Origin of the sequence: Streptomyces sp. NPDC088732, assembly GCF_044751205.1 — a bacterium.
Classification (GTDB): domain Bacteria; phylum Actinomycetota; class Actinomycetes; order Streptomycetales; family Streptomycetaceae; genus Actinacidiphila.
Window position 1 is genome coordinate 1 of sequence record NZ_JBIVLI010000015.1, and the last position, 22258, is coordinate 22258.

The following is a 22258-nucleotide window of genomic DNA, read 5'->3' on the forward strand; positions in this document are numbered from 1 at the left end:
GCCATCGACAACGCCCGGCTGTACGAGGAGGCCCGGTCCCGGCAGCGCTGGCTGGAGGCGAACGCGGAGATCACCGCCAGTCTGCTGTCCGGCGCCGAGGAGTCCCGGGTGCTGGAGCTGATCGTTGAGCACGCCCGGCGCATCCTGGGCGCCGACCTGGGCGTGATGGCGCTGCCCGTCGAGGGGACCGGCGACGTCCGGATGGCCATCGCCACCGGGATCGACGCGGGCGCGCACGCCGGGCTGGTGCTGCCGCGCCGGGGTTCGTTCGTCGGCGCGGCGATGGCGGCGGGGGAGCCGATCATCAGCGCCGAGGTCGGCCAGGACCCGAGGATCACGACCGGCCCGCCCCGCTTCGCCGGGCTGGGACCGGCCGTCGCCGTGCCGATGAGCACCAGCGAGGGCGTGCGCGGCGCGCTGCTGCTGGCCCGGGCCCAGGGCGAGCCGGCCTTCACCGAGATCGAGACGGCACCGCTGACGGACTTCGCGGGGGCTGCGGCGCTCGCGATGGAACTGGCGGAGCGGCGCCGCTCCGCCGAGCAGCTGGCCCGGCTGGAGGACCGCGACCGCATCGCGCGCGATCTGCACGACCTGGCCATCCAGCGGCTGTTCGCGACCGGCATGACGCTGCAGAGCGCGGTCCGCTTCGTCGACCACCCGCAGGCGAGCGAGCGGCTGCTGCGCGCGGTGGACGACCTGGACGAGACGATCAAGATCATCCGGTCCACGATCTTCGGCCTGCGCGCGCACGACGCCGGTCCGGGCCGCAAGGGCCTGCGGGTACGGGTCGCGGGGGCGGTGGAGCGGGCGGTGCCCGCGCTCGGGTTCACCCCGGCGCTGCGGATGGAGGGACTGATCGACACCGATGTGCCGGTCCAGGTCGCCGAGAACGTGGTCGCCGTGCTGGGGGAGGCGCTGTCGAACGTGGCCCGGCACGCCAGGGCCCGCTGCGCGGAGGTGTCCCTGGTCGTCGGCGACGGCGCGCTGACCCTGACGGTGGCCGACGACGGCATCGGCATCCCCGAGGGCGCCTGCCGCAGCGGGCTGGTCAATCTCGTGGACCGGGCGGAGAAGTTCGGCGGCTCGCTGCGCCTGGAGGTCCCCGAACGGGGAGGCACCCGCCTGGTCTGGCGGGTCCCGCTCGCCCCGGACTGACCGCGGCCCGCCCGGAGCCGCCTCGTGGCGTGTCAGTTCACCGCGGCCACGGCGTGACCGGGACCGCGCGGCGCGGTCCCCGGCCGCAGCGGCCCGTACCCCAGCCGCACCAGCATCTGCACATGTCCCGGGCCGGACTCCGCGCTGCGCAGGGCGCGCCGCAGGTCGGGGTAGTCCAGTGCCTGGTGCAGCAGCGCGGCCCGCACCCGCTGCGCGGCGGCCGCGAGCAGGACGTGTTCCAGGGCCTGTCCCGCGCGCAGCCAGTCGGCGGGGTCGTCGAGGGGCGTGGTCAGGACGGCGACCAGCGGGAACCGGCCGTCACCGGGCGCGGAGGGGGGTTCGTCCACCGGCGGCCACCGGACCGCCACCCCGTCGGCCGCGCCGCGCCGGTCGGCGTCCTCCGTCAGCCGCAGCAGCCGCCGGGTCTCCGCCGCGTGCGGCAGGCTCAGCGCCGCTCCCTCGGCGTGGGCGGCGTCGACGAGCCCCAGCACGACCCCTCCCGGCGGACGGTGCACCGGCCACGAGGGCGCGCCGTCGCGGCGGCTCCACAACGCGCCGTACAGATCGGCGCGAGACGCCTCGGGGGCGCGCGCCGGCGCGGTCAGCCGCACGGTGGCGTACAGACCGGGATCGTCGGGGGACGGCAGCAGGCGGACCTGCGGCTCCCAGCCGAAGTGGGTCACGGCGACCCGCAGATTGAACAGTGCCGCCCCGACGGAGACGTGCACGGCCCGCAGGGCGTCCTCGCCCGCCGCGTCCGGCGGGTGGTCCTCCGCGCCGACGCCCCGCACGTGCAGGGTGGCCGTGTCCGGGTCCAGGCGGTACCGCCACGGCCGCCGGCTGTGGCAGGCGGGGGCGGCGACCGCGGCGGAGATCAGCTTCTCCAGGGTCGTGCCGTCGAGCGTGTCGGTCCTCATCGTGCTGCCTCCCGGCCAGGCGCCTGCGACCATGCTGCGCCCCCGCGCGGCGCCGGGGGAGGGTCCGCAGGGTTCCGCCGGGGGACCGTCCGGCCCCATCGGGTGTGCCCGGCCGGACCGGCCGGACCGCCCGCGGGCGCGGCGTTCAGTGGTGCGATTCGGGGGGCGGCGATCCCTCGGGGCGGTGCTGCGTGGCGAGGACGGCGGCCTGGATGCGGCGTTCGACGCCGAGCTTGCCGAGGAGCCGCGAGATGTGGTTCTTCACGGTCTTCTCGGACACGAAGAGCCGCTGCGCGATCTCGCGGTTGGTCAGGCCCTCGCCGACCAGGTCCAGGATCTCCAGCTCCCGCGGCGAGAGCGCCGCCAGCGCGTCGTCGTGCGGGGCCGGGGACGGCTCGTCGTGGGCGCGGAGGCTCTCCATCAGCCGGGCCGTCGTCGCCGGGTCCAGCATCGACTGGCCGGAGGCCACCGTACGCACCGCCGCCAGCAGGTCGGACCCCTTGATCTGCTTCAGGACGTAGCCGGCGGCACCGGCCATGATCGCGTCCAGCAGCGCGTCGTCGTCGTCGAACGAGGTCAGCATCAGGCAGGCCAGGCCGGGCATCACGGAGCGCAGTTCCCGGCAGACCGTGATGCCGTCGCCGTCGGGGAGCCGCACGTCCAGGATGGCCACATGGGGGCGCAGCGCCGGGCCGCGGGCCACGGCGTGGTCGACCGAGCCCGCCTCGCCGACCACCTCCATGTCGGTCTCGGCGTCGATCAGGTCGTGGAGGCCCCGCCGGACCACCTCGTGGTCGTCGACCAGGAAGACCCTGATCGGCGCCCGCGGTGAGAACTCCCGCACCTCGGTCATACGCCCTCCCGGCTGCCGTCTCGCGTGCCCGGCCGTCCCCCCGATCGTCGCCGATCGGCGCCGGCCGTCATAGCGCCGAACGGGTCACCGCCCGCCACCGCTGCCCTGGGGCCCATAGAGGTCGAGCAGGCGGGTGCGGGTGCCCTGGAGCCGGTGCGTGACGATCTCCGCGACGCGGCGGGCGACGGCGTACCCGAGGGCCGGGTCCGCCTCGCACAGCGCCCGCACGGCCCCCGCGTCGTACTCCTCGGCGGTGACGAGGTTGCGGGACTGCGCCCCCAGGTGCCAGGTGTAGGGCGCGAACAGCCAGGAGCAGCCGAGCAGGTCGCCGGGGCCCAGTGTCTCCACCTGGGCCGCCCGGCGGCCGGGCACGTGCAGGTCGAGCGCGACCGACCCGGCGCTGATCACCCAGAAGCGGTCGGCCCGGCGGCCCTCCTCGAAGATCCGCGTCCCCGCCGGGAAGGACACCTCGTGGCCGAGTTCCGTCAGGAGGTCGCGTGCCTCCGGCGGCAGCGCGCCCAGCAGGCCCCTCGTGGTGATGGTCACGGCGGTCTCCTTCGTCGGTCGCGGGCGCGGTCGGAACGAACGGCGGAACGTGCGCGGGCCGGGGATCAGGCGGGGATCGCGACGACGTCGTGGTGCGGTCCGCCCAGGACGACCTTCAGGGCTCCGGTGTCGGTCGCCGAGGAGAAGACGTCGTACGCCGCGGCCGCGTCCTGCATCTCGAAGGCGTGCGTCACCAGGGACGCGGCGGGCAGCCGGCCCGCCTCCACCATCCGCAGCAGGGTGGGGGTGGAGTACGTGTCGACCAGACCGGTGGTGAGGGTGATGTTCCGGCTCCACAGGTCCTCCAGGTGGAGGGTGACCGGCCGCCCGTGCACGCCGACATTGGCGACGTGGCCGCCGGGCCGCACCATGCGCGTGCACAGCCCGAAGCTCTCCGGTGTGCCGGCCGCCTCGATCACCACGTCGGCGCCGAGCCCGTCGGTGAGGTCGTCGACCAGCTGCTCGGGCCCCTCGTCGGCGCGGACCACGGCGTCGGCGCCCAAGTGCTTGGCGGCGTCCAGCCGGGCCGGCACGAGGTCGACGGCGATGACGGCGTGCGGGGCGAACAGATGGGCGGTGGCGATGGCGGCCAGGCCCACGGGGCCGCTGCCGACCACGACGACGGTGTCCCCGGGGCGCACCTCGCCGTTGAGGACACCCACCTCGTAACCGGTGGGGAAGATGTCCGCCAGCAGCACGGCGACCTCGCTGCTCACCACGTGCGACAGCGGGTGCAGACCGGTGTCCGCGAACGGGACGCGCACGTACTCGGCTTGCGTGCCGTCGATCAGGTGCCCCAGCGTCCAGCCGCCGCCCCCGCGGCACTGCCCGTACGCCTGCTCGCGGCAGTAGCGGCAGTGGCCGCAGCCGCTGACGCAGGAGACCAGGACACGGTCCCCGGGACGTACGGTGCGCACCGCGGAGCCCGTCTCGACGACCTCGCCGACGGCCTCGTGGCCCAGCACCGTCCCCGCGGGGACGTCGGGCACCTCGCCGCGCATGATGTGCAGGTCGGTGCCGCAGACACCGGCGGTGTCGACGCGGACGATCGCGTCCGCCGCGTCCATGAGCCGGGGGTCGGGCACGTCCTGCCAGGCCGCCTGACCCGGCCCCTGGAAGACCCAAGCCTTCATGTCGTGACTCCCTCCGTCAGACCGGGACGCACGCGGAACGCGCGAGGCCGGCCCGTACGCGGCGCGGCGGTCGGGAGGCGCCGGTGCGGCCCGTCGTGCGCGAGGCGCCGGTCACAAACGCTCCGCCCGGGCCGCGGCCACGCGTGCCGTCGGCCACGACGCCCACCTGCCCGCCCGGGGGCGGTGCATCCCTCCACTGTGGGCGACGGCTCCGTCCCGGGCATGGGCCGAAGGGGCAACCCGACGGGGCCGGGCGGCCCATGCGGCCGTGACACGGCCGGGGCGCCGCGGGGGTCAGGTCCCCGCGGCGCCCCGGTGGCGCGTGCGACCGCCGCCTACTCCAGCGTCCCGCTGATCAGCGCCGCGGCGTCGCACGCCGTCGGGGCCGGGGTGGTGTCGGGCGGCGTGCCGGGTTTGCGGCAGGCGACCGTCACGGTGACCTTCTGCTTCTCCGGCACCAGGATCGCCGAGGCCCAGTGGAAGTCCTGCTCGCGGAAGTTCTCCAGGGCCGGGGCGAGCAGGGTCTTGCCGCCGACGGTGATGGTGACGACGCCCGAGTCGCCCTGCGGGTTCTCCAGGACGAGGTCGGTGAGGCGCAGCGTCTTGCCGGCCGGCACGGTGTAGGTGTCCGCGCCGGTGCCGCCCGCCGAGCCGGCGGCGGTCAGGCGGGTGGAGAAGAGCGTGGCGTCCGCGGGCGGCACGACCCCTTCGCCGGGCCTGACAGGACGTGAGGACCCGCCCGTCGACTCGACCGCCCGCTCGGCGCCCCGTGCCGCGGCCTTCGCGTCGTCGGCCTTCTTGTTCGCGTCCGCCGCCTGCGAGGCCGCCGCCTCCACCGGGACCTTCACCGCCTCCTTCGCGGCGCTCCGCACGGCGGGGCGCAGCAGCCCGTACCAGACGCCGAGGAGGACGCCCGCCAGCACGACCACCGCCGCGGCGGCCCGCACCAGCCCGCTGCTGAGCACCGGTTGCTGGACGTAGGTGCCGTCGAGGACGACGGGCCCGGCGGCCGTCGCCGACGCGTCGTCGCCGGGCGCCTTCGGGACCGCCGTCACCTGGAAGGAGTGCGGTACGGCGACGCCACGCCACAGGGTGCGCTTGGGCCGTACGGGCATCTGCACGAAGGCCGCACGGCCCGGCTCGACCACGACGGGCGCGGACGGGAGGCCGAACCGCAGCGCCTGCGAGCGGTCGGTGCCGGCGAAGGAGACGGCCACCGGGTGGTTGCCCCGGTTGTCGACGGCTATCCGGTAGCGGGCCCGGCCGCGGCCCTGGGCCATCGTCGGCGTCATCTCGGCGGTCACCTGCTCGTACGGCAGGATGCGCAGGACGCCCTCGGGGACGGTGGCCGTCTCCGGCCGCTCCTGCGGCAGCACGCGCACGCCGAACGTCAGGTCGCCCGGGGGCACCGAGGAGTCGCGCGGCGGCCGCGCGACCAGCGTGACCTGGCCGGCGGTGTCGGGGTAGAGGGAGATCGTGACCGGCTCGACCTCCGTCCATCCGGCGGCGGGCCCCAGGACCTCGAAGCCGTACGCCTCGACGATGGAGCCGGTGTTGCGCAGCTCCAGCGTGATCCTGGCCTCCTCGCCCGGGAGCACCGGGACGGGGGCCGCGTCCAGATGAGCAGATGTGGTCATGGCACGAACCTAGAGACCTCCCCTTCTGTGCACCGCCCCGTACGGACACCTCCGAGGGCAGGCTCCGCTGCCCGTTGAGTCCCTGTGGAGTGCCTGCTGACTGCCCCCGTGTTCACTGGCCCTCGAATGGAAGTGCGGGCCGGGGGCATTGGGCTGCTCCCGGCGAGCCGGCGGGACCGGACGCGAGGCCGGGACCACCGCTCGGGTCCCGTGCGTCCGCAGGGGAGAGCACAGCTCGAAGGGCATCAAGGGGGAGCCATGCAGTACCAGGGGGGCAGCGGCACCGAGCGGATTCCGGTCCGGCTGACCGCGCAGGATCCGATCACGCAGGCGGGGCTGGCCGGCCAGCTGCGGACCCGCCACGAACTGCGTCTGCTCGCGGAGAGCGAGGACGACGGCACCGACAAGGTTGTCGCGGTGTTCGCGGCCGACCGGGTCGGGGAACCCGAACTCCAGGCGCTGCGGCGCCTGCAGCGCGGCGGCGAGGGGCGCACCGTCCTCGTCGCGACCGAGCTGGACGACACCGGCCTGGTGGCCGCGGTCGAGTGCGGCGTGGTCGGCGTGGTGCGCCGCGCGGACGCCTCCGCCCAGCGGCTCGCGGACGCGATCACCGCGGTCGCGCGGGGCGAGGGCAGCGTGCCGGCCGATCTGCTGGGCCGCCTCCTCGACCAGGTGGGCCGGCTCCAGCGGCAGGTTCTCGACCCGCGCGGGCTGGCGTTCACCGGACTCGCGCAGCGCGAGATCGACGTGCTGCGGCTGGTCTCGGAGGGCAAGGACACCGCGGAGATCGCCCGCACCCTGGCCTTCTCCGAACGGACGGTGAAGAACATCCTGCACGACGTCACCACCCGCCTCCAGCTGCGCAATCGCTCCCACGCGGTGGCCTACGCGATGCGGATGGGCTTCATCTGACGGACCGCCGGGCGGGGCGGGAGGGTGCCGGTGCCCCTTGGGGCACCGGCCGGTACCCGAAGCGCTGCCCGTCTCCGGCTGATGGCGGAGGCGTCCTGGCGCGAGGGTGTGACTGAGGAGGTCTGTCCGGGCGCCGGCGCACCGCACACCGGTGGGCGAGGGGGAAACGACCGGGCGACGTGGTGCGACGAGGTGTGTTCATCCCAGGGGCCCGGCGGGCTGTGTCCGGTGCTGCTGCCACCGTGCGGGGCGACCGCGGCAGGGCGGTGCCGCGCGCCCGCCGCGCCGTGCGCCGCCGCGGGCCCGGTTGGGTTCTCGCGCTCGTGGCCACCGGCGCCCTCATCGCCTCGCTGCTGGTCGCCGTCTCCGCGGTCTCCGGCGGCTCGCACGTCGCCTCGGCCGATCCGCCGCCCGCGTCCGCCGATCCGGGCCGGATCGCCTACCGCGGCGAGGGCGAGCACCGCAGCCTCCAGGTCGTCGGGCTGCCCACGGTCACCGGGGACGGCTGCGACGGCGACGGGCCGTGCGGCGGGATCGGCCGCGCGGCCGTCACCTACGGCCCGGTCGCCCCGCTGCTCGGGCAGGGATCGGCCGCCGACGACTGCCAGGCCGCCGCGCGCGGCGACGACGTCGTGTTCGTCAGCGACCGCGTGGGCGACGGCGAGGGCATCTACCGGCGCAAGGGCGAAGGCCCCGTGACGCCTGTGCTGCTGCGGCCCGGTTGGCGGCTGACGGATCCAAAACTGTCGCCCGACGGGCAGTGGATCGCCTTCGGTTCGTTCCCGGTGGGCGAGGACGACGACGGCATCGAGTCGGCGGACCGCTGCGACAACGCGGACCGCGGCACGGGCGACATCGACCCGGCGTCCGAGGTGTGGGTCGTGCGCGCCGACGGATCGGGGCTGCGGAAGGTCGCCGACGGCGGCGCACCCGACTGGTCGCCCGACGGCACCCGGCTCGCGTACGGCCACGACGACGCGGTGTACCGCGTACCCGTCGCCGGCGGCAGTCCCGTCCGGGTCAGCCCGGCGGAGACCGCGGCGTACCGGCCCGCCTGGGAACCGGCAGGCGGCCAGGACCGCATCGCGTTCGTCGGAGTGTCCGGCGGCCGCACGCAGGAGCTGACCCTGGTGCCCGCGGCCGGCGGCGGCACTCCGGTCGTCGTCGCCCGGGGCAGCACCTACTCCCAGGACCGGCGCGGGGTCGCCTGGTCGCCCGACGGCAAGCGCCTGGCCTTCCTCTCCGGGGACGCGTACCTCGTCGACCCCGCCGTGCCGTGCTCCGCCCCGGACTGCGTGCGGCTCGTCGGCGACGACGACGGCGGGGCGTTCGGCACCGCCGAGTCCCTGACCTGGTACCGGGCGGCGGACGGCCCGCTCTCGGTGCTCGTCGGCCGGTCGGACCCGGAGCAGGTCGACATCGAGAGCGTCCGCTCGCGCACACCCGTCGACCGGCTGGAGCTGCGGGCGGCGCGCGATCGCGAGAACGACCTCTCCGACCCGGTGTACTCCCCGGACGGCAGGCGGCTGGCCTTCCTCGACTCGGTCTTCGTCGCCGTCCGCAGTGATGTGAAACGGGTGATGATCGGCCCCTCGGACGCGCTCGCCGACGCGGTGCCGCTCCACTACGACGGTCTGGACCCCTTCGAGGAGTTCGGCCGGGTCGCCTGGTCGCCCGACGGCACGAAGCTGGCCGTCACCCACTGGCGGGGCGTCGGCGAGACCGACCGGGACGCCGTCGTCTCCGTCGTCGACGTGTCCGCGGGTCCCGCCGACGCACGGCTGCTGTACACGGTCGGCGCACCGCAGACCCCCGAGGGAACCACGTGCAGCACGGACGACCGCGATCCGAGCTGGTCGCCGGACGGGACGACGCTGGCGTTCTCCCGGTACCACCAGTGCACGCAGATCCCGTCCAGCCCGAGCCCGGACCCCAGCCCCGACCCCAGCCCCGACGCGAGCCCCGACCCGGAGCCGAGCCCCGATCCGCCGCCGGTGGACCCCGGCCCCAGGGTCGCGGTCGCCGCCGCGGCGCGGATCGCCCCCGACACCCTGCCCCGGCACATCTGGACCGCGCCGGCGGAGGCGGCGGGCGCCCCGCAGAAGGACCTGACGGCCGCCCTGTGCGGCGACGGCCCGTGCGACGTGCTCGACCAGCGGCCCGCCTACGACCCCGGCGGCAGCGGCATCGCGTTCACCCGGAGCGGTCCCGACGACTCCGAGGGCGACCCGCACAGCGCGGTCCAGTTGATGCGCGGTGACGGCGGCGCCTGCCGCGGCGTGGTGCCGTCCACGGCGACGTGCCCCACGGCGATCGCCCCGGCGGCCGAGGACGCGCCCTTCGTCCGCCCCGACGGCGCGGCATGGTCGCCGACCGGCTCCCGGCTCGCCATCGACGTCGAGACGACCGGCTGGGACGGGGTGCGGAACCGCCGCATCGCCGTCGTCGACCCGGCCACCGGCCAGGGCGACATCCTGCCCAGCAGGCTCTACCGCGAGGAGAGCCGGCCCACCTGGCAGGCCAGTGCCGACCTGTCGGTGACCATGACCGGGCCCGCCGAGGCCGTGCTGACCGGCACCACCGCGGTCGTGACGCTGCACGTCGTCAACGGCGGCATCGCCCACGCCCCCGGCACCCGGGCGGACGTCACGCTGCCCCCGGGACTGGTGGCCGTGGGGGACCCGGTCCCGTCCCAGGGCACCTGCTCCGCCCTCCACTGCGACCTCGGCCTGCTCCCGGTCGCAGGCACGGCGGACATCCGGATCCCCGTGCGGGCCGCCGCGCCGGGCGCGTACACCGTGTCCGGGCGCGCCGTGAGCGATCTGATCGACCATCAGCCGGCGGACAACACGGCCGCCGTGACCGTCGTCGTCAACGACCCGCCGCCCCTGCCGGGCGACCCCGCGGTCACCGTCACCGTCACTCCGCCCAAGGTGCCGACCGGCGCCCCGGCGACCGTCGTCTACACGGTGACGAACCGCGGCGAGGGCACCGCCCGGGCCGTGCTGCTGCAACCCACGCTGCCCACCGGGCTCACGGTGGGCAGCGCGACCCCGGCCTGCCCGGCCGGCGGCTGTGCGCTGGGCGACCTCGAACCCGGCGGGACCGTCACCGTCACCCGCCAGGTCAGCGCGGCGCACCCGCTCAGCGGCAACGTCGTCGGCACCGTCACCTCGGCCTCCGAGGACGCCGACCGGTCCAACAACACCGCGACGGCCCCGATCACGGTCGAGGACCGCCCGGTCAGCACGCCGCCTGTCACCACACCGCCCGTCACGACGCCCCCGGTGACGCCGCCCGCGGGCCCCGGACCGGCCGACCCCGCGGTCGCCCTCGCCGTCACCCCCGGCACGGTGTGGACCGGCGGACCCGGCGCCACCGCGAAGGTCACCATCAGCAACCCGGGCAAGGCGAAGGCCACCGGCCTGACGCTGGTCGTCGTCCTGCCGCCGGGCGCCACGGCGGCCACCGGCACCTGCGCCACCGCGGCGGGATGCCCCGTGACCGACCTCGCCCCGGGGGCGTCGGCGACGGTGTCGCTGCCGCTGACCGCTCCGGACGCGCTCGCCGGGCAGGTCACGGCCAACCTCACCACCACCGGCAGCGACAGCGACCGCGGCAACGACACGGCCACCGCACCGCTCACCGTCCTCGCCCCGCAGGTGCGGCTCATCCCCACCGTCGGGCCGCCGGGGGCGGTCGCCCTCGCGCGCGGCACGCACTTCCCGCCCGGCGCGGTGCTGCGGCTGCGGTGGAGCAACGGGGTGACGGTCGCCGCCGCGCCGGTGCGGGCCGGAGCGGACGGCACCTTCACCGCGTCGATGCTCGTGCTCGTCCAGGACGCCCTCGGGCCGCGGGAGTTGCTGACCTCCGACAGCGCGTCCGTACCGCGCTTCGGGCCGGTGCGCACCCCGTACCTCGTGGTGCCCGGTGTGCTCCAGCCGTCCGACTTCACATGGCGCAGGTGACCCGGCGGTGACGCTCCGATGATCCACGAAGTGGACGACGCCCTGCGCGACCTCGTACGGGCCGAGGTCGGCGGGCCCGGCGTGGACGTGGTCTTCGACGCGCCCACCCGCGACTGGGCCGCCCGCCGCAACGCCCCGACCGTCAACCTCTACCTCTACGACATCCGCGAGGACATGCGGCAGCGCGCGCGGGGCCGGCGGAACGTGTACGACGAGCAGGGCACGGTCGTCGCCCGGACGCTCCCGCCGCGCTACTTCAAGCTCTCCTACCTGATCAGCGCCTGGACGCAGCGACCGGAGGACGAACACCGGCTGCTGTCCTCCCTGTTGCGGTGCTTCCTGCGGCACGAGGCACTGAAGGCGACCGATCTCGGACCCGAACTGTCCGCCATCGGGCTGCCGGTGCCGGTGACGGTCGCCCTCCCGCCGCCGGAGGACCGGGCGTTCGCCGACGTGTGGACCGCCCTCGGCGGCGAGCTGAAACCGTCGCTGGACCTGGTGGTCAGCGCGCCGGTGACGGTCGCGCCGGTCTACACGGCGGGGCCGCCCGTCGAGGAGGGGCTGCACGTCGACTTGGCGGAAGCACCGCGGGTGGAGCGGACCGCGCCGGGCGACCGGCCCGGACCGGCACCGCGCCGGAGGAACCGATGAACACCGCGACCGACGGCACCACCGCCGACCCCGGCCTCGCCCACCTCATGGGCCGGCTCGCGCTGGTCGAGGAACGCGTCCGCAGGGCCGTCGACGCACGGCGGGCGGGCGACCCGGAACCCGACGACCCGTTCCGGGGGATCTACCTGTCCGACGACGCGGTCCGCCGCCTGCTCGACGAACCCGCGGCCGTGCCCGGGCCCGACCCGGTGGACGCGGTGCGCGCGGCGGAACTCGCGGCCCGGGCCGCGCAGGCGCGGGCAGAGGGTGCCCCGCTGCGCCTGGACGGCCTGGAACAGGACTTCGGGCTGCTCCCGCTCGACACCGAACTGCTGCTGGTCGCCCTCGCGCCCGATCTCGACCGCCGCTACGAGCAGTTGTACGGCTATCTCAACGACGACGTCACCCGCCGCCGCCCCACCGCGGGCCTCGCCCTCGCGCTGTGCGGGACGCCCGCCGCGTCCGCCGGGGCCCGGGCGCGGCTGTCGGCCGGCGCGCCGCTGGCCGCCCGCGGCCTGCTGGTGGTGGAGGAGCCCGAACGTCCCCTGCTGAGCCGGGCGTTGCGCGTGCCGGACCGGGTGACCGCGCACCTCCTGGGCGACGACAGCCCTGACCCGGCCCTGCTCGACCTTCTCGTCCCGCTGACCTCCGGCATCCTGCCGACCGGGCTCGCGGACCGGGTCGCCGTCGCGCTGCGCCGCGGCGTCGGACCGGTGTACCTGCGCGAGCCCGCGGGCGGCTCCGCGCGTTCGGTCGCCGCCGACGCGCTGGCGGCCGCCGGGCGGCGGGCCCTCGGACTGGACCTGGGACGGCTGGCCCGGCGTGCCGACCCCGCGGAGGCGGTCGCCACCGCGGGCCGGGAGGCCGGGCTCGGTGGCGCGGGGCTGGTCGCCTCTCCCGTGGAAGCGCTCGCCGAACGGCCGGAACTGCTGCGGACGCTGGCCGCTCTCCCCGTCCCCGTCGTGCTCGCGGGCAAGGCCTCCTGGGACCCCGCGTGGGCGGACCGGGCACCGCTGCTCGCCGACGTGGAGCGCATCGGGGCCGACGAGCGGTCCGCGCTGTGGCGGGTGGCACTGGCCCGTACCGCCCCCCGGCAGCCGGACGGCGCCGAAGTGCCGGCCGCGGTACGCCACGACGCCGCCGCGGCCTTCCACCTCACCCCGGAACAGGTCGAACGCGCCGCCCGCACCGCCCATCAGCAGGCGCTGCTGTCCGGCGGCCCCCTCACCGACGCCCACCTGCTGTACGGCGCCCGCGCGCAGAACACCTCGGGCCTGGAGCGGCTGGCCCGCCGCATCGAACCCGGCGTCGGCTGGGACGACCTGGTCCTGCCGCCCCCCGTGCTCGGCCAGCTGCGGGAACTGGCCGCCCGCGCCCGGCACCGCGACCGCGTCCTCGGCGACTGGAACATGCGGCCCGGCGGCGGCCGGGGCCGCGGCGTCATGGCGCTGTTCGCCGGCGACTCCGGCACCGGCAAGACGATGTCGGCCGAGGTCATCGCCGGGGCGCTGGGCCTGGACCTCTACACCGTCGACCTCGCCACGGTCGTCGACAAGTACGTGGGCGAGACCGAGAAGAACCTGGAGCGGATCTTCACGGAGGCGGCGGGCGTGAACGCGGTGCTGCTCTTCGACGAGGCCGACGCGGTGTTCGGCAAGCGTTCGGAGGTCAAGGACGCGCACGACCGCTATGCCAACGTCGAGAGCGCCTACCTGCTCCAGCGGATGGAGAGCTTCGACGGGCTGGCGGTCCTCGCCACCAACCTGCGGGCCAACCTGGACGAGGCGTTCACCCGGCGCCTCGACCTCGTGGTCGACTTCCCGCTGCCCGAGGCCGCACAGCGCGAGGCCCTGTGGGACCGCTGCCTGGGCCGCGCCGTGCCGCGCGGCGACGACCTCGACCTCGCCTTCTGCGGCCGGTCGTTCGAGCTCGCGGGCGGCGACATCCGCTCCGCGGCGGTCACGGCCGCGTATCTCGCCGTCGAGGCGGGGCGGCCGGTGGGCATGGCCGAACTGGTGGCGGCGGTCGCACGCGAGTACCGCAAGCTCGGACGGCTCTGCCTGCCCAGCGAGTTCGGGCCGTACCTGGAACTGACGCGGTGACGGCCTGCCCGAAGGGGCAGGGAGCGGTGCCCGCGGTACGCACCCCGCGCCCTTGGGGCCGGGCCGCCGCCGGTGGGACCGTGGGTCGCGGGCGCCGCCCGCCGCGGAACGCGCAGCGCGCCATCGGGCTGGGGGACAGATGCACGAGCACGAGCACGACGGCGAACTCGCCACCGGGTCACGCCTCAAGACCGACGCCGCGTCCGGCGCGGCCCCGGACCCGCTGCTGCTGAAGGCGGCGGCCGGCGGGCGGGCCGACGTACTCGGCGCGTCCGGACTCCTGCGGCTGCAGCGGTCGCTGGGCAACAGCGCGGTGGGCGCCGCCCTCGACGACCGGCAGGCCGACGAACCCTCTCCCGTGCACGACGTCATCGGCTCCGGCGGCCGGCCCCTCGACCCCGAGGTGCGCGGCGACATGGAGGCGCGGCTCGGCCACGACTTCGGCGACGTCCGCGTCCACACGGACGCCGCGGCGCACGACTCGGCGCGGGCGGTCAACGCCCACGCCTACATGGTCGGTTCCCACGTCGTCTTCCAGCGCGACGCCTACGACCCCGCGTCGCACCAGGGCCGCACCACGCTCGCGCACGAGCTGACCCATGTGGTCCAGCAGCGCTCCGGGCCGGTGGACGGCACGGAGACGGCCGGCGGCATCCGCGTCAGCGATCCGTCCGACCGCTTCGAGCGGGAGGCGGCGGCCAACGCCGACCGTGTGATGGCTCAGCCCGCGCCGGCGGCACCCGCGGTGCAGCGGGAGGCCGAGGAGCGGGAAGAGGAGTCGCTGCAGGGTCTGTTCGTGCAGCGGACCGAGGAGACCGCGGAGGAGGAGACGCCGGCGGAATGACGTTCCGCCCGCCGTCGCCCGGTTCCCGCCGACCCCAGCGAAGGGGAGACCCTTGAAGGCCAGGTCCGAGCGGCCCCCGGCGGAGGACTCCACCGCCCGCGCCGCCGCACCCGTACGGCGCCGGGCCGCGCCGGAGACTCCCTCCGGCACGGTCGTGCGCGCCGTCGACCCGCGGTCCCTCCAGCGGTTGCAGGGCCGGGCCGGCAACGCGGCGGTCTCGGGCCTGGTGACGCGGCGCACGGCTGCCACCGCGGGCCCGGACGGCGGCCTCGCCGTGCAGCGGGACACGAACAGCACCTCCGGCGTGGTGTCGCAGGCGCCGGTGCGGCACGTGGAGTGGACCGGTGACCCGGTGAGCATGGCCAACGCCCTGCGGGACCTGCTCCTCTCCGGGGACGTGGAGCGGATCGCCCTCTCGCTGGGCATGCTGTGGGTCCGCGGCATGGTCGACACGCTCCGCATGCTCAAGCTCGACGCCGGTGCGTACGCCGCTGTCACAAGTGCCGCCCCCTTCACGGCGAATGCGCGGCTCATGGCGGCGCTCGACGTGGTCGAGGGCCGGTCCCCGCAGCCCACCGCGGACGTACCGGCCGATCAGGCCGTCGAGTTGAGGGCCATGCACGACGTGCCCGACTGGCCGCGGATCATCGGCCCGCAGGCCCGGCCGGCGGTGCTGCTGCCCGATCCGGACCGTACGCCCGATCCCGTGCTGAGCGATCCCCGCTACTACACCGCCCTCTACGACGCCATCCGCCGCAACAGGGCCTTGGCCGGGCAGTACCTGCTGCGCGCCGTCAAGGCGCGGCCGGCCGACCGCGTGCCGGGCGGATTCGTCTACGTCGGGCCCTCGCACAAGGGGGACCGGCCCGCCGGGCTGGACGCCCCCGACCCGCGCCGCAAGGCGGTCAACGAGGCGCTGTGGAGGGAACTGGGCGTCGGTGAGGGGACCCAGGCGTCGGTGAACACCTGGGACTCCGCCAAGTTCAGTTTCGGTCCAGGCTTCGCGGCGACGGGCCTGCTCCGCCGCGTCATGGACAACCTGGCCCGGTCCGGCTCCGACGTGCTCCCGGTGCTCCGGAACGCCGGGCTGATCTACGAGAACAACCAGTGGTACGTCGTCGATCCGGACACCCGCAGCGTCGCGTCCGGCGCCGCGGCACTCGACGTCCTGTCCAAGGACGTGGGTCTCATCGGCACGTTCCTCGACACCGCGGGCGATCCCGCCTCGCGGCGGCAGTGGATGGAAGCGGAGTGGCAGGCGATGCGCTCCGCGGGCGGCGCCGCCGCCGTGCCCGACCAGGTGGTGCGGAACTGGCCGGTCGACCTCGTCGTCTTCGTCGCCCACTGCGTGCACTGGGGCGGGACGACCTGGAAGGACTGGGACAGCGCCGCCCCGCCCGACCTCTTCCACGTCGTGCGCAGGCAGGCGGCGCACGTGCCGCGGCGCACCGACGACCCGCGCATTCTCACGGCGCTCAGCGCCAGGACGTTCCTCGGCTTCAGCGGCGGCCTGCTCCCGAACGCGCTGCGCCTGCGCGGACGGGACCCCGGGCCCCTGCCCGCCGACTGGAGCAGCGCCTTCGCGGGCGCGGTCGCCCTGCCGGTGAGCGACAAACCCCTGGTGGCGCACGTCATCGAGGCCACCGAGGAGAGCTCCGGTCCAAAGGGTGCGGACCAGTGACGCCGCGGCGCGAACGACGGGGGGTGACCAGGTGAAGGCCGTGCCCGAGAGATCACCGGGGGAGGAACCCGCCGGACGCGCCCCTGCCCCTGCGCGGCGCCCGGGCGATCCGGCCGCCGCCCCCGGCGCGCCCGCGCGCGGCGCCGACGCGAGGGCCCTCCAGCGTCTGCAGGGGCGGGCCGGCAACGCCGCGGTCGCACGGCTGGTGGCGCAGCGCACGGCGACCGCGGCCGTGCAGCGGTTGGACCCGGGCGGTGTCTCCGCGCTGCCCGTCGCACCGCCCGGGCTCGCGCCCACGCAGGACCCGCGGTTCCGGGGCGTGGCCGACGACGTCGGCCGGACGAAGGCGGCGCTGACACGCCATCCCACGGGGAAGTCCGCCGCCAAGGCCGCGCAGGACGCCGCGTCGGCGCCCCCCGACGACAAGGAGGCACAGGCCAAGGCCGCCCACGTCGCCGAGATGGGGACCGCGAAGCCCGCGCCCTTCGACAAGGCCGCGTTCGTCGCCGCTGTGAACCAGGCGATCGCCGCCCAGGCCCCCAAGACCCTCGACGACGCCGACAAGTTCGCCACGTCCGGCAAGGCCGATGCCGTGAAGGAGCAGGTGGCGGGCCAGGTCACCGCGGGCAGGCAGAACTCGGCCAAGGACATCACCGAGAAGACCGCCGCCGCGCCCGACCCGTCGAAGGCGGTGGAGAAGCCCGTCACCCCGCTGCCGCCGCAGCCCGCCCCGCCCGCGTCGGCGCCCCCCGACGCCAAGGCGGCGGCCGTGGCGCCCGCGCCCGCGGAGCAGACCGATCTCTCGACCGGACCGCAGCGGACCGACGCGCAGATGAACGAGGCGCAACTGACGCCCGATCAGCTCGCGCACTCCAACGAACCGCAGTTCACCGCGGCCCTGGACGCCAAGCGCGAAGCGGATGCGCACGCCGCCACCGCGCCCGCGCAGTACCGGGCCGCGGAACAGGCGCGGGTCGCCGCCGAACAGGCACAGGCCGGTGCCGTCGGGGCGGCGGGCGCGCAGCAGATGGCGGGTGCCCACGCCGGTGCCACCTCGCGGGCGGCGGGCGGCCAGAACGCGGCCAAGAGCCGGGAGGAGCAGGCGCGGGCCGCGGTGACGACGGAGATCAAGGCCGTCTTCGACACGACGAAGACGGACACCGAGCGGATCCTGGGGGCCCTCGACGGCGAGGTCGAGACCGCGTTCGACACCGGTCAGAAGCGCGCCAAGGACGCCTTCACCGCCGACCACCGGGCACGCATGGAGCGCTACAAGGACGCGCGGTACTCCGGTCTCGACGGAGCCGCCCGCTGGGTCGCGGACCTGGTGACGGACCTGCCTCCCGAGGCCGACCAGATCTTCGTGGAGTCGAAGCGGCTCTACGAGCGCGACATGCAGAAGGTCGTCTCCGACATCGCCGACCTCATCGGCCGGCGGCTCGGCGAGGCGACCCTGCGGATCGCCAAGGGACGGGAGGACGTCGCCGCGATCGTCGCCCGGCAGCCGCCGCAGCTGCGGCAGTTCGCCGATCAGGCCGCGCAGTCCATCGGCGGCGACTTCGACCGGCTCGACTCCTCCGTCACGGAGAAGTCCCAGGGCATGGTCCAGGACCTCGCCCAGCGCTACAGCGCGGCGCGCAAGGAGCTGGACGAGGAGATCACGTCCCTCCAGGCCGAGAACAAGGGGCTGCTCAGCAAGGCCGAGGACGCGATCGCCGAGACCGCCAGGACCGTACTCCAGCTCAAGGACATGCTGCTGGGGGTGCTGGCCCGGGCCGCCGGCGCGATCGACAAGATCATCGCCCGGCCGGTCGAGTTCCTCGGCAACCTCGTGAACGCGGTCAAGGCGGGCGTGACGGGCTTCGCCGAGCGGATCGGCGACCACCTGAAGAACGGCCTGAAGCAGTGGCTCTTCGGGCAGCTCTCGGCGGGCGGCATCGAGATCCCGGAGACGTTCGATGCCAAGGGCATCGTCAAGCTGGTGCTGTCGATCCTCGGCCTCACCTGGAACAACATCCGCACCCGGGTGGTGACGGCGATCGGCGAACCGGCCATGAAGGCCCTGGAGTCGACCTTCGACATGGTCCGGATCCTCGTCACCGAGGGCGTCGGCGGCCTGTGGCGGTGGATCGTCGAGAAGCTGTCCGACATCAAGGACACGGTGCTCGGCGCGATCCAGGACTTCATCACCGAGAAGATCGTCACGGCCGGCATCACGTGGATCGTGAGCCTGCTCAACCCCGCGTCGGCCTTCGTCCGCGCGTGCAAGGCGATCTACGACGTGGTGATGTTCTTCGTCAACCGCGCCCCCAGATCAAGAGCTTCGTGGACTCGGTTCTCGACTCGGTCGAGGGCATCGCCGCCGGCGGCGGCGGAGGCGTCCCGGCCCTGATCGAGAACAGCCTCGCCAAGGCCGTCCCGGTGGTGCTGGACTTCCTCGCCAGCCTGCTGGGCCTCGGCGGCATCTCCGAGAAGATCAAGTCGATCCTGGCCAAGGTCCAGGCCCCGGTGATGAAGGTGGTCGACTGGGTCATCGCGAAGATCGTCGCCGCGGGCAAGAAGCTTCTGTCGAAGCTGAAGGCCAAGGCCCAGGGCGGCGACGACACCCCGGAGGGCAAGCAGCAGCGACTCGACAAGGGCATGGCGGCGGCCAGGGCGGCGGCGAACAAACTGGCGGGACGTCCGGTGGGCAAGGCGATGCTCGCCCCGGTGCTCGCCGCCATCAAGGCCCGTTACGGGCTGGTCCGCCTCGAAGCCGTGCCGTCCGGCAAGAAGTGGGCGGTCGAGGGCGAGATCAATCCGAAGGCGCACGTCATAACGGATGCGGACGTCGCCGCGCAGGCCAGGAACGCGGAACTGGCCGCTGAAGTGGCCCGGTTCGAGCAACAGCTTGCCGTCGCGACGGCTGAGAAGTCCGAGGTCCAGGGCGAGGTCGACCGGCTGAACGCGCAGATCCAGGCGGCGGGCGAGCGCAAGCGAAGCCTGCCCGCGGGCCCCGAACGAACGGCGGCCGAGCGCGCGTACAAAGGGCTCATCCTCGAACGTGCCGAGGCCGTGGCCACGCTCGTGGCCCACGGCCGGTCCCTGAACATCACGGCCACACGGCTGGGCGACGCGCTGGACCGGCAGAAGAAGGAGAGCGTTGCCTCGTACAACGAGCTCGCGAACCGCCTCCACAAGTCCGCTGCCATGAAGAAGTCCGGGGACGAGGTCCTCAAGCCCCACAAGGTGCTCGGCACGGACTTCCTGGGCACCGTGCTCACCACCGACCCGAACGAGCCGGAGCACGTCTTCCCGAGAAGCCGGATCGTCCGGCTGACCTTCGCCTACGAGCCACCCGGCGGCGGACGCGCCGAGCAGTTGACGTTCCTGGACCTTGACGAGCGGGACAAGAAGGACCTGGTCGCGTACAAGCCCAATCTCGTCGCCTTGCGCAAGAGCGTGAACATCGCCCGCAGCAACCACCCTTGGGCGGACATGGGGCCGATGCTGAAGGCCCATCCGGGTCTCGCGCACATCACGGACCTGGACGCCAAGCAGGGGGCACTGGCCGCCCTCGAACGGAGGATGGAAGCCGAGATGCGGGCGGAGGCCGCCCGGCTGTACGCGCTGCGGCCGCGGCCCAAGGCGGTGCGGTGACCCGGGCCCGGGGGGCCACCCTGCCCCACGCGCCGGGCCCCTGCCCGATCGGGCATGCCCCCCTTCCCCCCGGGCGGAACGGCAGGTCATGACCCGCGCGCGCCCCGCGCGCCACGCTGGGGGCGGCCAATCATGTTGCAGGGGGAGGATCCGCGATGCCGTCGTACCTGTCGCCGGGCGTCTATGTGGAAGAGGTGGAGGCCGGGTCGCGCCCCATCGAGGGCGTGGGGACCGCGGTCGCCGCGTTCGTGGGGCTGGCGGTCGAGGGGCCGTTCAACACGCCCACGCTGGTGACGAACTGGAGCCAGTTCACCCAGACCTTCGGTGACTTCGTCGACGGCGCCTACCTCGCGCACGCGGTCTACGGCTACTTCCTGAACGGCGGCGGCACCTGCTACGTCGTCCGCGTGGGCGGCGAGCAGGCCGACGCCGGGGCGCCCGCGCCGGCCCGTGGCGCGGGCAAGCAGCGCGGGAAGGCGGCCGCCGTGGCGGCCGGACCGCGCGTCGCGCTCGACGGCTTCCAGGTCGCCGCGCTGGACGGGTCCGGGGACGGCCTGAGCGTGGAGGTGGCCGACGCGGAGGGCGAGGACGCGTTCGCCTTGGTCGTCAGGCGCGGTGACAGCACCGAGGAGACCTTCGACGTCTCCGCCAAGCGCAGCCAGCGCAACTACGTGGTCACCGTCGTCCGCGAGAAGTCCCGGCTGATCACCGTCGAGGAGGCCGCCGGGCAGACCGCGGCCCGCCCCGGCAACCAGACCGTGGCCGTGCCGCCCGCCGGCTCGGGACCCGCCGTGGTGCCCGCCGCCATCAGCCCGGAGAGTTACGTCGGCAACTCCGCGGACCGCACCGGCTTCGCCGGCCTGGAGGCCGTGGACGAGGTCACCATGCTCGCCGTCCCCGACCTGATGAGCGCCTTCGAGCAGGGCGCGCTGGACGCCGAGGGCGTCAAGGCCGTGCAGCTGGCGATGATCGCGCACTGCGAGCTCATGGGGAACCGGGTGGCCATCATCGACCCGCCTCCCGAGCTGAACGCCCAGCAGGTCAAGGACTGGCGGCAGACGGGCGCCGGGTACGACTCCAAGTACGCGGCGCTGTACTACCCGTGGATCAAGGTGGCCGACCCCGCGACCGGCCAGACGCGGTTCGTGCCCCCGAGCGGGGCGATGGCCGGGGTCTGGGCCCGCAGCGACGAGAGCCGCGGGGTGCACAAGGCGCCGGCCAACGAGGTGGTGCGCGGCGCGGTGGAGCTGGCGACCCAGCTGACCAAGGCGGAGAACGACCTGCTCAACCCGATCGGCGTCAACTGCATCCGGGCCTTCCCGGGCCGCGGTGTGCGGGTGTGGGGTGCCAGGACGCTGTCCTCCGACCCGTCGTGGCGCTACCTGAACGTGCGCCGGCTCTTCAACTACCTGGAGGAGTCGATCCTGATCGGCACCCAGTGGGTGGTCTTCGAGCCGAACGACGACGCCCTGTGGGCCCGGATCCGCCGTACGATCTCCGCCTTCCTGGTCAACGAGTGGCGTCGGGGCGCGCTGTTCGGCCTCACTCCGGACGAGGCGTTCTACGTGAAGTGCGACCGGGAGACCAACCCCGCCGAGGGCATCGACGCCGGGCAGGTGGTCTGCGAGATCGGCATCGCGCCCGTCAAGCCGGCCGAGTTCGTGATCTTCCGGCTCTCCCAGTTCTCCGGCGGCACCAGCCTCGTCGACGAGTGACCGGCCGACCCCGCCACCGCTGACCCCGACTACCCCGGAAGGCAGGTAGCCCCTCATGGCACTTCCCGACCTCGACACCTCGGTGGGCCACTCCTTCGGCCTGGAGTTCGACGGCGTCGTCATCAAGCAGATCACCGAGGTGACCGGCCTGAAGATGGAACAGGACGTCATCGAGCTGAAGCAGAACACCGCCGACGGCAAATACATGATCAAGAAGCTGCCCGGCCGCCCCAAGGCCGGCGAGGTGACCCTCACCCGGGGCCTCACCTCCGACCAGAGCTTCGAGAAGTGGATCAAGGATTCGCGGTTCGGCAAGATGGGCTCGGTCCGCAAGGGCGGCGCGATCATCGTCTACGACTACGAGGGCACCGCCATCAAGCGGTACACCCTGGTCAACGCCTGGCCCAAGAGCCTGGAGATCGGCTCCCTGAAGGCTGGCGACACCAGCGTGCTGACCGAGAAGGTCGTCATCACCTACGAGTCCATGGATGTCGAGTGATGCACT

General features: G+C 74.5%; 16 protein-coding genes. 11 read left to right on the forward strand and 5 right to left on the reverse strand.

The window, feature by feature from the left end:
- Positions 1 to 1155: GAF domain-containing sensor histidine kinase (locus tag ACIP9H_RS24460; protein ID WP_401960801.1), on the forward strand; the 1155-nt coding region annotated here is incomplete at its 5' end.
- 32 nt (positions 1156 to 1187) lie between these two features.
- Here ACIP9H_RS24460 and ACIP9H_RS24465 read toward each other — a convergent pair.
- The 5 genes from ACIP9H_RS24465 to ACIP9H_RS24485 all read right to left on the reverse strand — a co-directional run bounded on the left by ACIP9H_RS24465 (position 1188) and on the right by ACIP9H_RS24485 (position 6241).
- Positions 1188 to 2072 (reverse strand): hypothetical protein, encoded by an 885-nt coding sequence (locus tag ACIP9H_RS24465; RefSeq protein WP_401590012.1) that lies wholly within the window; start codon positions 2070 to 2072, stop codon positions 1188 to 1190.
- Between the two features lie 145 nt (positions 2073 to 2217).
- Positions 2218 to 2925 carry a response regulator gene (locus ACIP9H_RS24470; protein WP_401590009.1) on the reverse strand — a complete coding sequence of 236 codons (708 nt, stop codon included), beginning with the start codon at positions 2923 to 2925 and terminating at the stop codon, positions 2218 to 2220.
- Positions 2926 to 3009: 84 nt separating this feature from the next.
- A complete protein-coding gene (locus ACIP9H_RS24475; protein WP_401590006.1) occupies positions 3010 to 3471 on the reverse strand; it encodes a Crp/Fnr family transcriptional regulator in 462 nt (153 codons plus the stop codon).
- A 65-nt stretch (positions 3472 to 3536) separates the two neighbouring features.
- A complete protein-coding gene (locus ACIP9H_RS24480; protein ID WP_401590003.1) occupies positions 3537 to 4604 on the reverse strand; it encodes an alcohol dehydrogenase catalytic domain-containing protein in 1068 nt (355 codons plus the stop codon).
- A gap of 335 nt (positions 4605 to 4939) precedes the next feature.
- Positions 4940 to 6241 (reverse strand): hypothetical protein, encoded by a 1302-nt coding sequence (locus ACIP9H_RS24485; RefSeq protein WP_401590000.1) that lies wholly within the window; start codon positions 6239 to 6241, stop codon positions 4940 to 4942.
- A gap of 258 nt (positions 6242 to 6499) precedes the next feature.
- Here ACIP9H_RS24485 and ACIP9H_RS24490 point away from each other — a divergent pair, with 258 nt between their 5' ends.
- The 10 genes from ACIP9H_RS24490 to ACIP9H_RS24535 all read left to right on the forward strand — a co-directional run bounded on the left by ACIP9H_RS24490 (position 6500) and on the right by ACIP9H_RS24535 (position 22252).
- Positions 6500 to 7153 (forward strand): response regulator transcription factor, encoded by a 654-nt coding sequence (locus ACIP9H_RS24490; protein ID WP_360916490.1) that lies wholly within the window; start codon positions 6500 to 6502, stop codon positions 7151 to 7153.
- Positions 7154 to 7374: 221 nt separating this feature from the next.
- Positions 7375 to 11121 (forward strand): hypothetical protein, encoded by a 3747-nt coding sequence (locus ACIP9H_RS24495; protein ID WP_401960807.1) that lies wholly within the window; start codon positions 7375 to 7377, stop codon positions 11119 to 11121.
- 18 nt (positions 11122 to 11139) lie between these two features.
- Positions 11140 to 11772, forward strand: coding sequence for a DUF4255 domain-containing protein (locus tag ACIP9H_RS24500; RefSeq protein ID WP_401589994.1), 633 nt, complete (start codon positions 11140 to 11142; stop codon positions 11770 to 11772).
- On the forward strand, positions 11769 to 13874 hold the full coding sequence (locus tag ACIP9H_RS24505) for an AAA family ATPase (protein ID WP_401589992.1): 2106 nt from the start codon (positions 11769 to 11771) through the stop codon (positions 13872 to 13874). Before ACIP9H_RS24500 ends, ACIP9H_RS24505 begins: the two co-directional genes overlap by 4 nt.
- 139 nt (positions 13875 to 14013) lie before the next feature.
- Complete coding sequence (locus ACIP9H_RS24510) at positions 14014 to 14718, forward strand: DUF4157 domain-containing protein (protein ID WP_401960810.1); 705 nt, start codon at positions 14014 to 14016, stop codon at positions 14716 to 14718.
- Between the two features lie 52 nt (positions 14719 to 14770).
- Complete coding sequence (locus ACIP9H_RS24515) at positions 14771 to 16399, forward strand: hypothetical protein (RefSeq protein WP_401960813.1); 1629 nt, start codon at positions 14771 to 14773, stop codon at positions 16397 to 16399.
- 40 nt (positions 16400 to 16439) lie between these two features.
- The gene (locus tag ACIP9H_RS24520; RefSeq protein WP_401960816.1) at positions 16440 to 18791 is read left to right on the forward strand and encodes a hypothetical protein; all 2352 of its coding nucleotides are present in this window, start codon (positions 16440 to 16442) and stop codon (positions 18789 to 18791) included.
- Positions 18725 to 20038: a hypothetical protein gene (locus tag ACIP9H_RS24525; RefSeq protein ID WP_401960819.1), complete on the forward strand. Its 1314-nt coding sequence runs from the start codon at positions 18725 to 18727 to the stop codon at positions 20036 to 20038. Before ACIP9H_RS24520 ends, ACIP9H_RS24525 begins: the two co-directional genes overlap by 67 nt.
- A 155-nt stretch (positions 20039 to 20193) precedes the next feature.
- Entirely contained in the window at positions 20194 to 21753 is a 1560-nt protein-coding gene (locus ACIP9H_RS24530) for a phage tail sheath family protein (RefSeq protein ID WP_401960821.1), read from the forward strand.
- Between the two features lie 55 nt (positions 21754 to 21808).
- Entirely contained in the window at positions 21809 to 22252 is a 444-nt protein-coding gene (locus ACIP9H_RS24535) for a phage tail protein (RefSeq protein WP_360916513.1), read from the forward strand.
- Positions 22253 to 22258 lie beyond the last annotated feature (6 nt).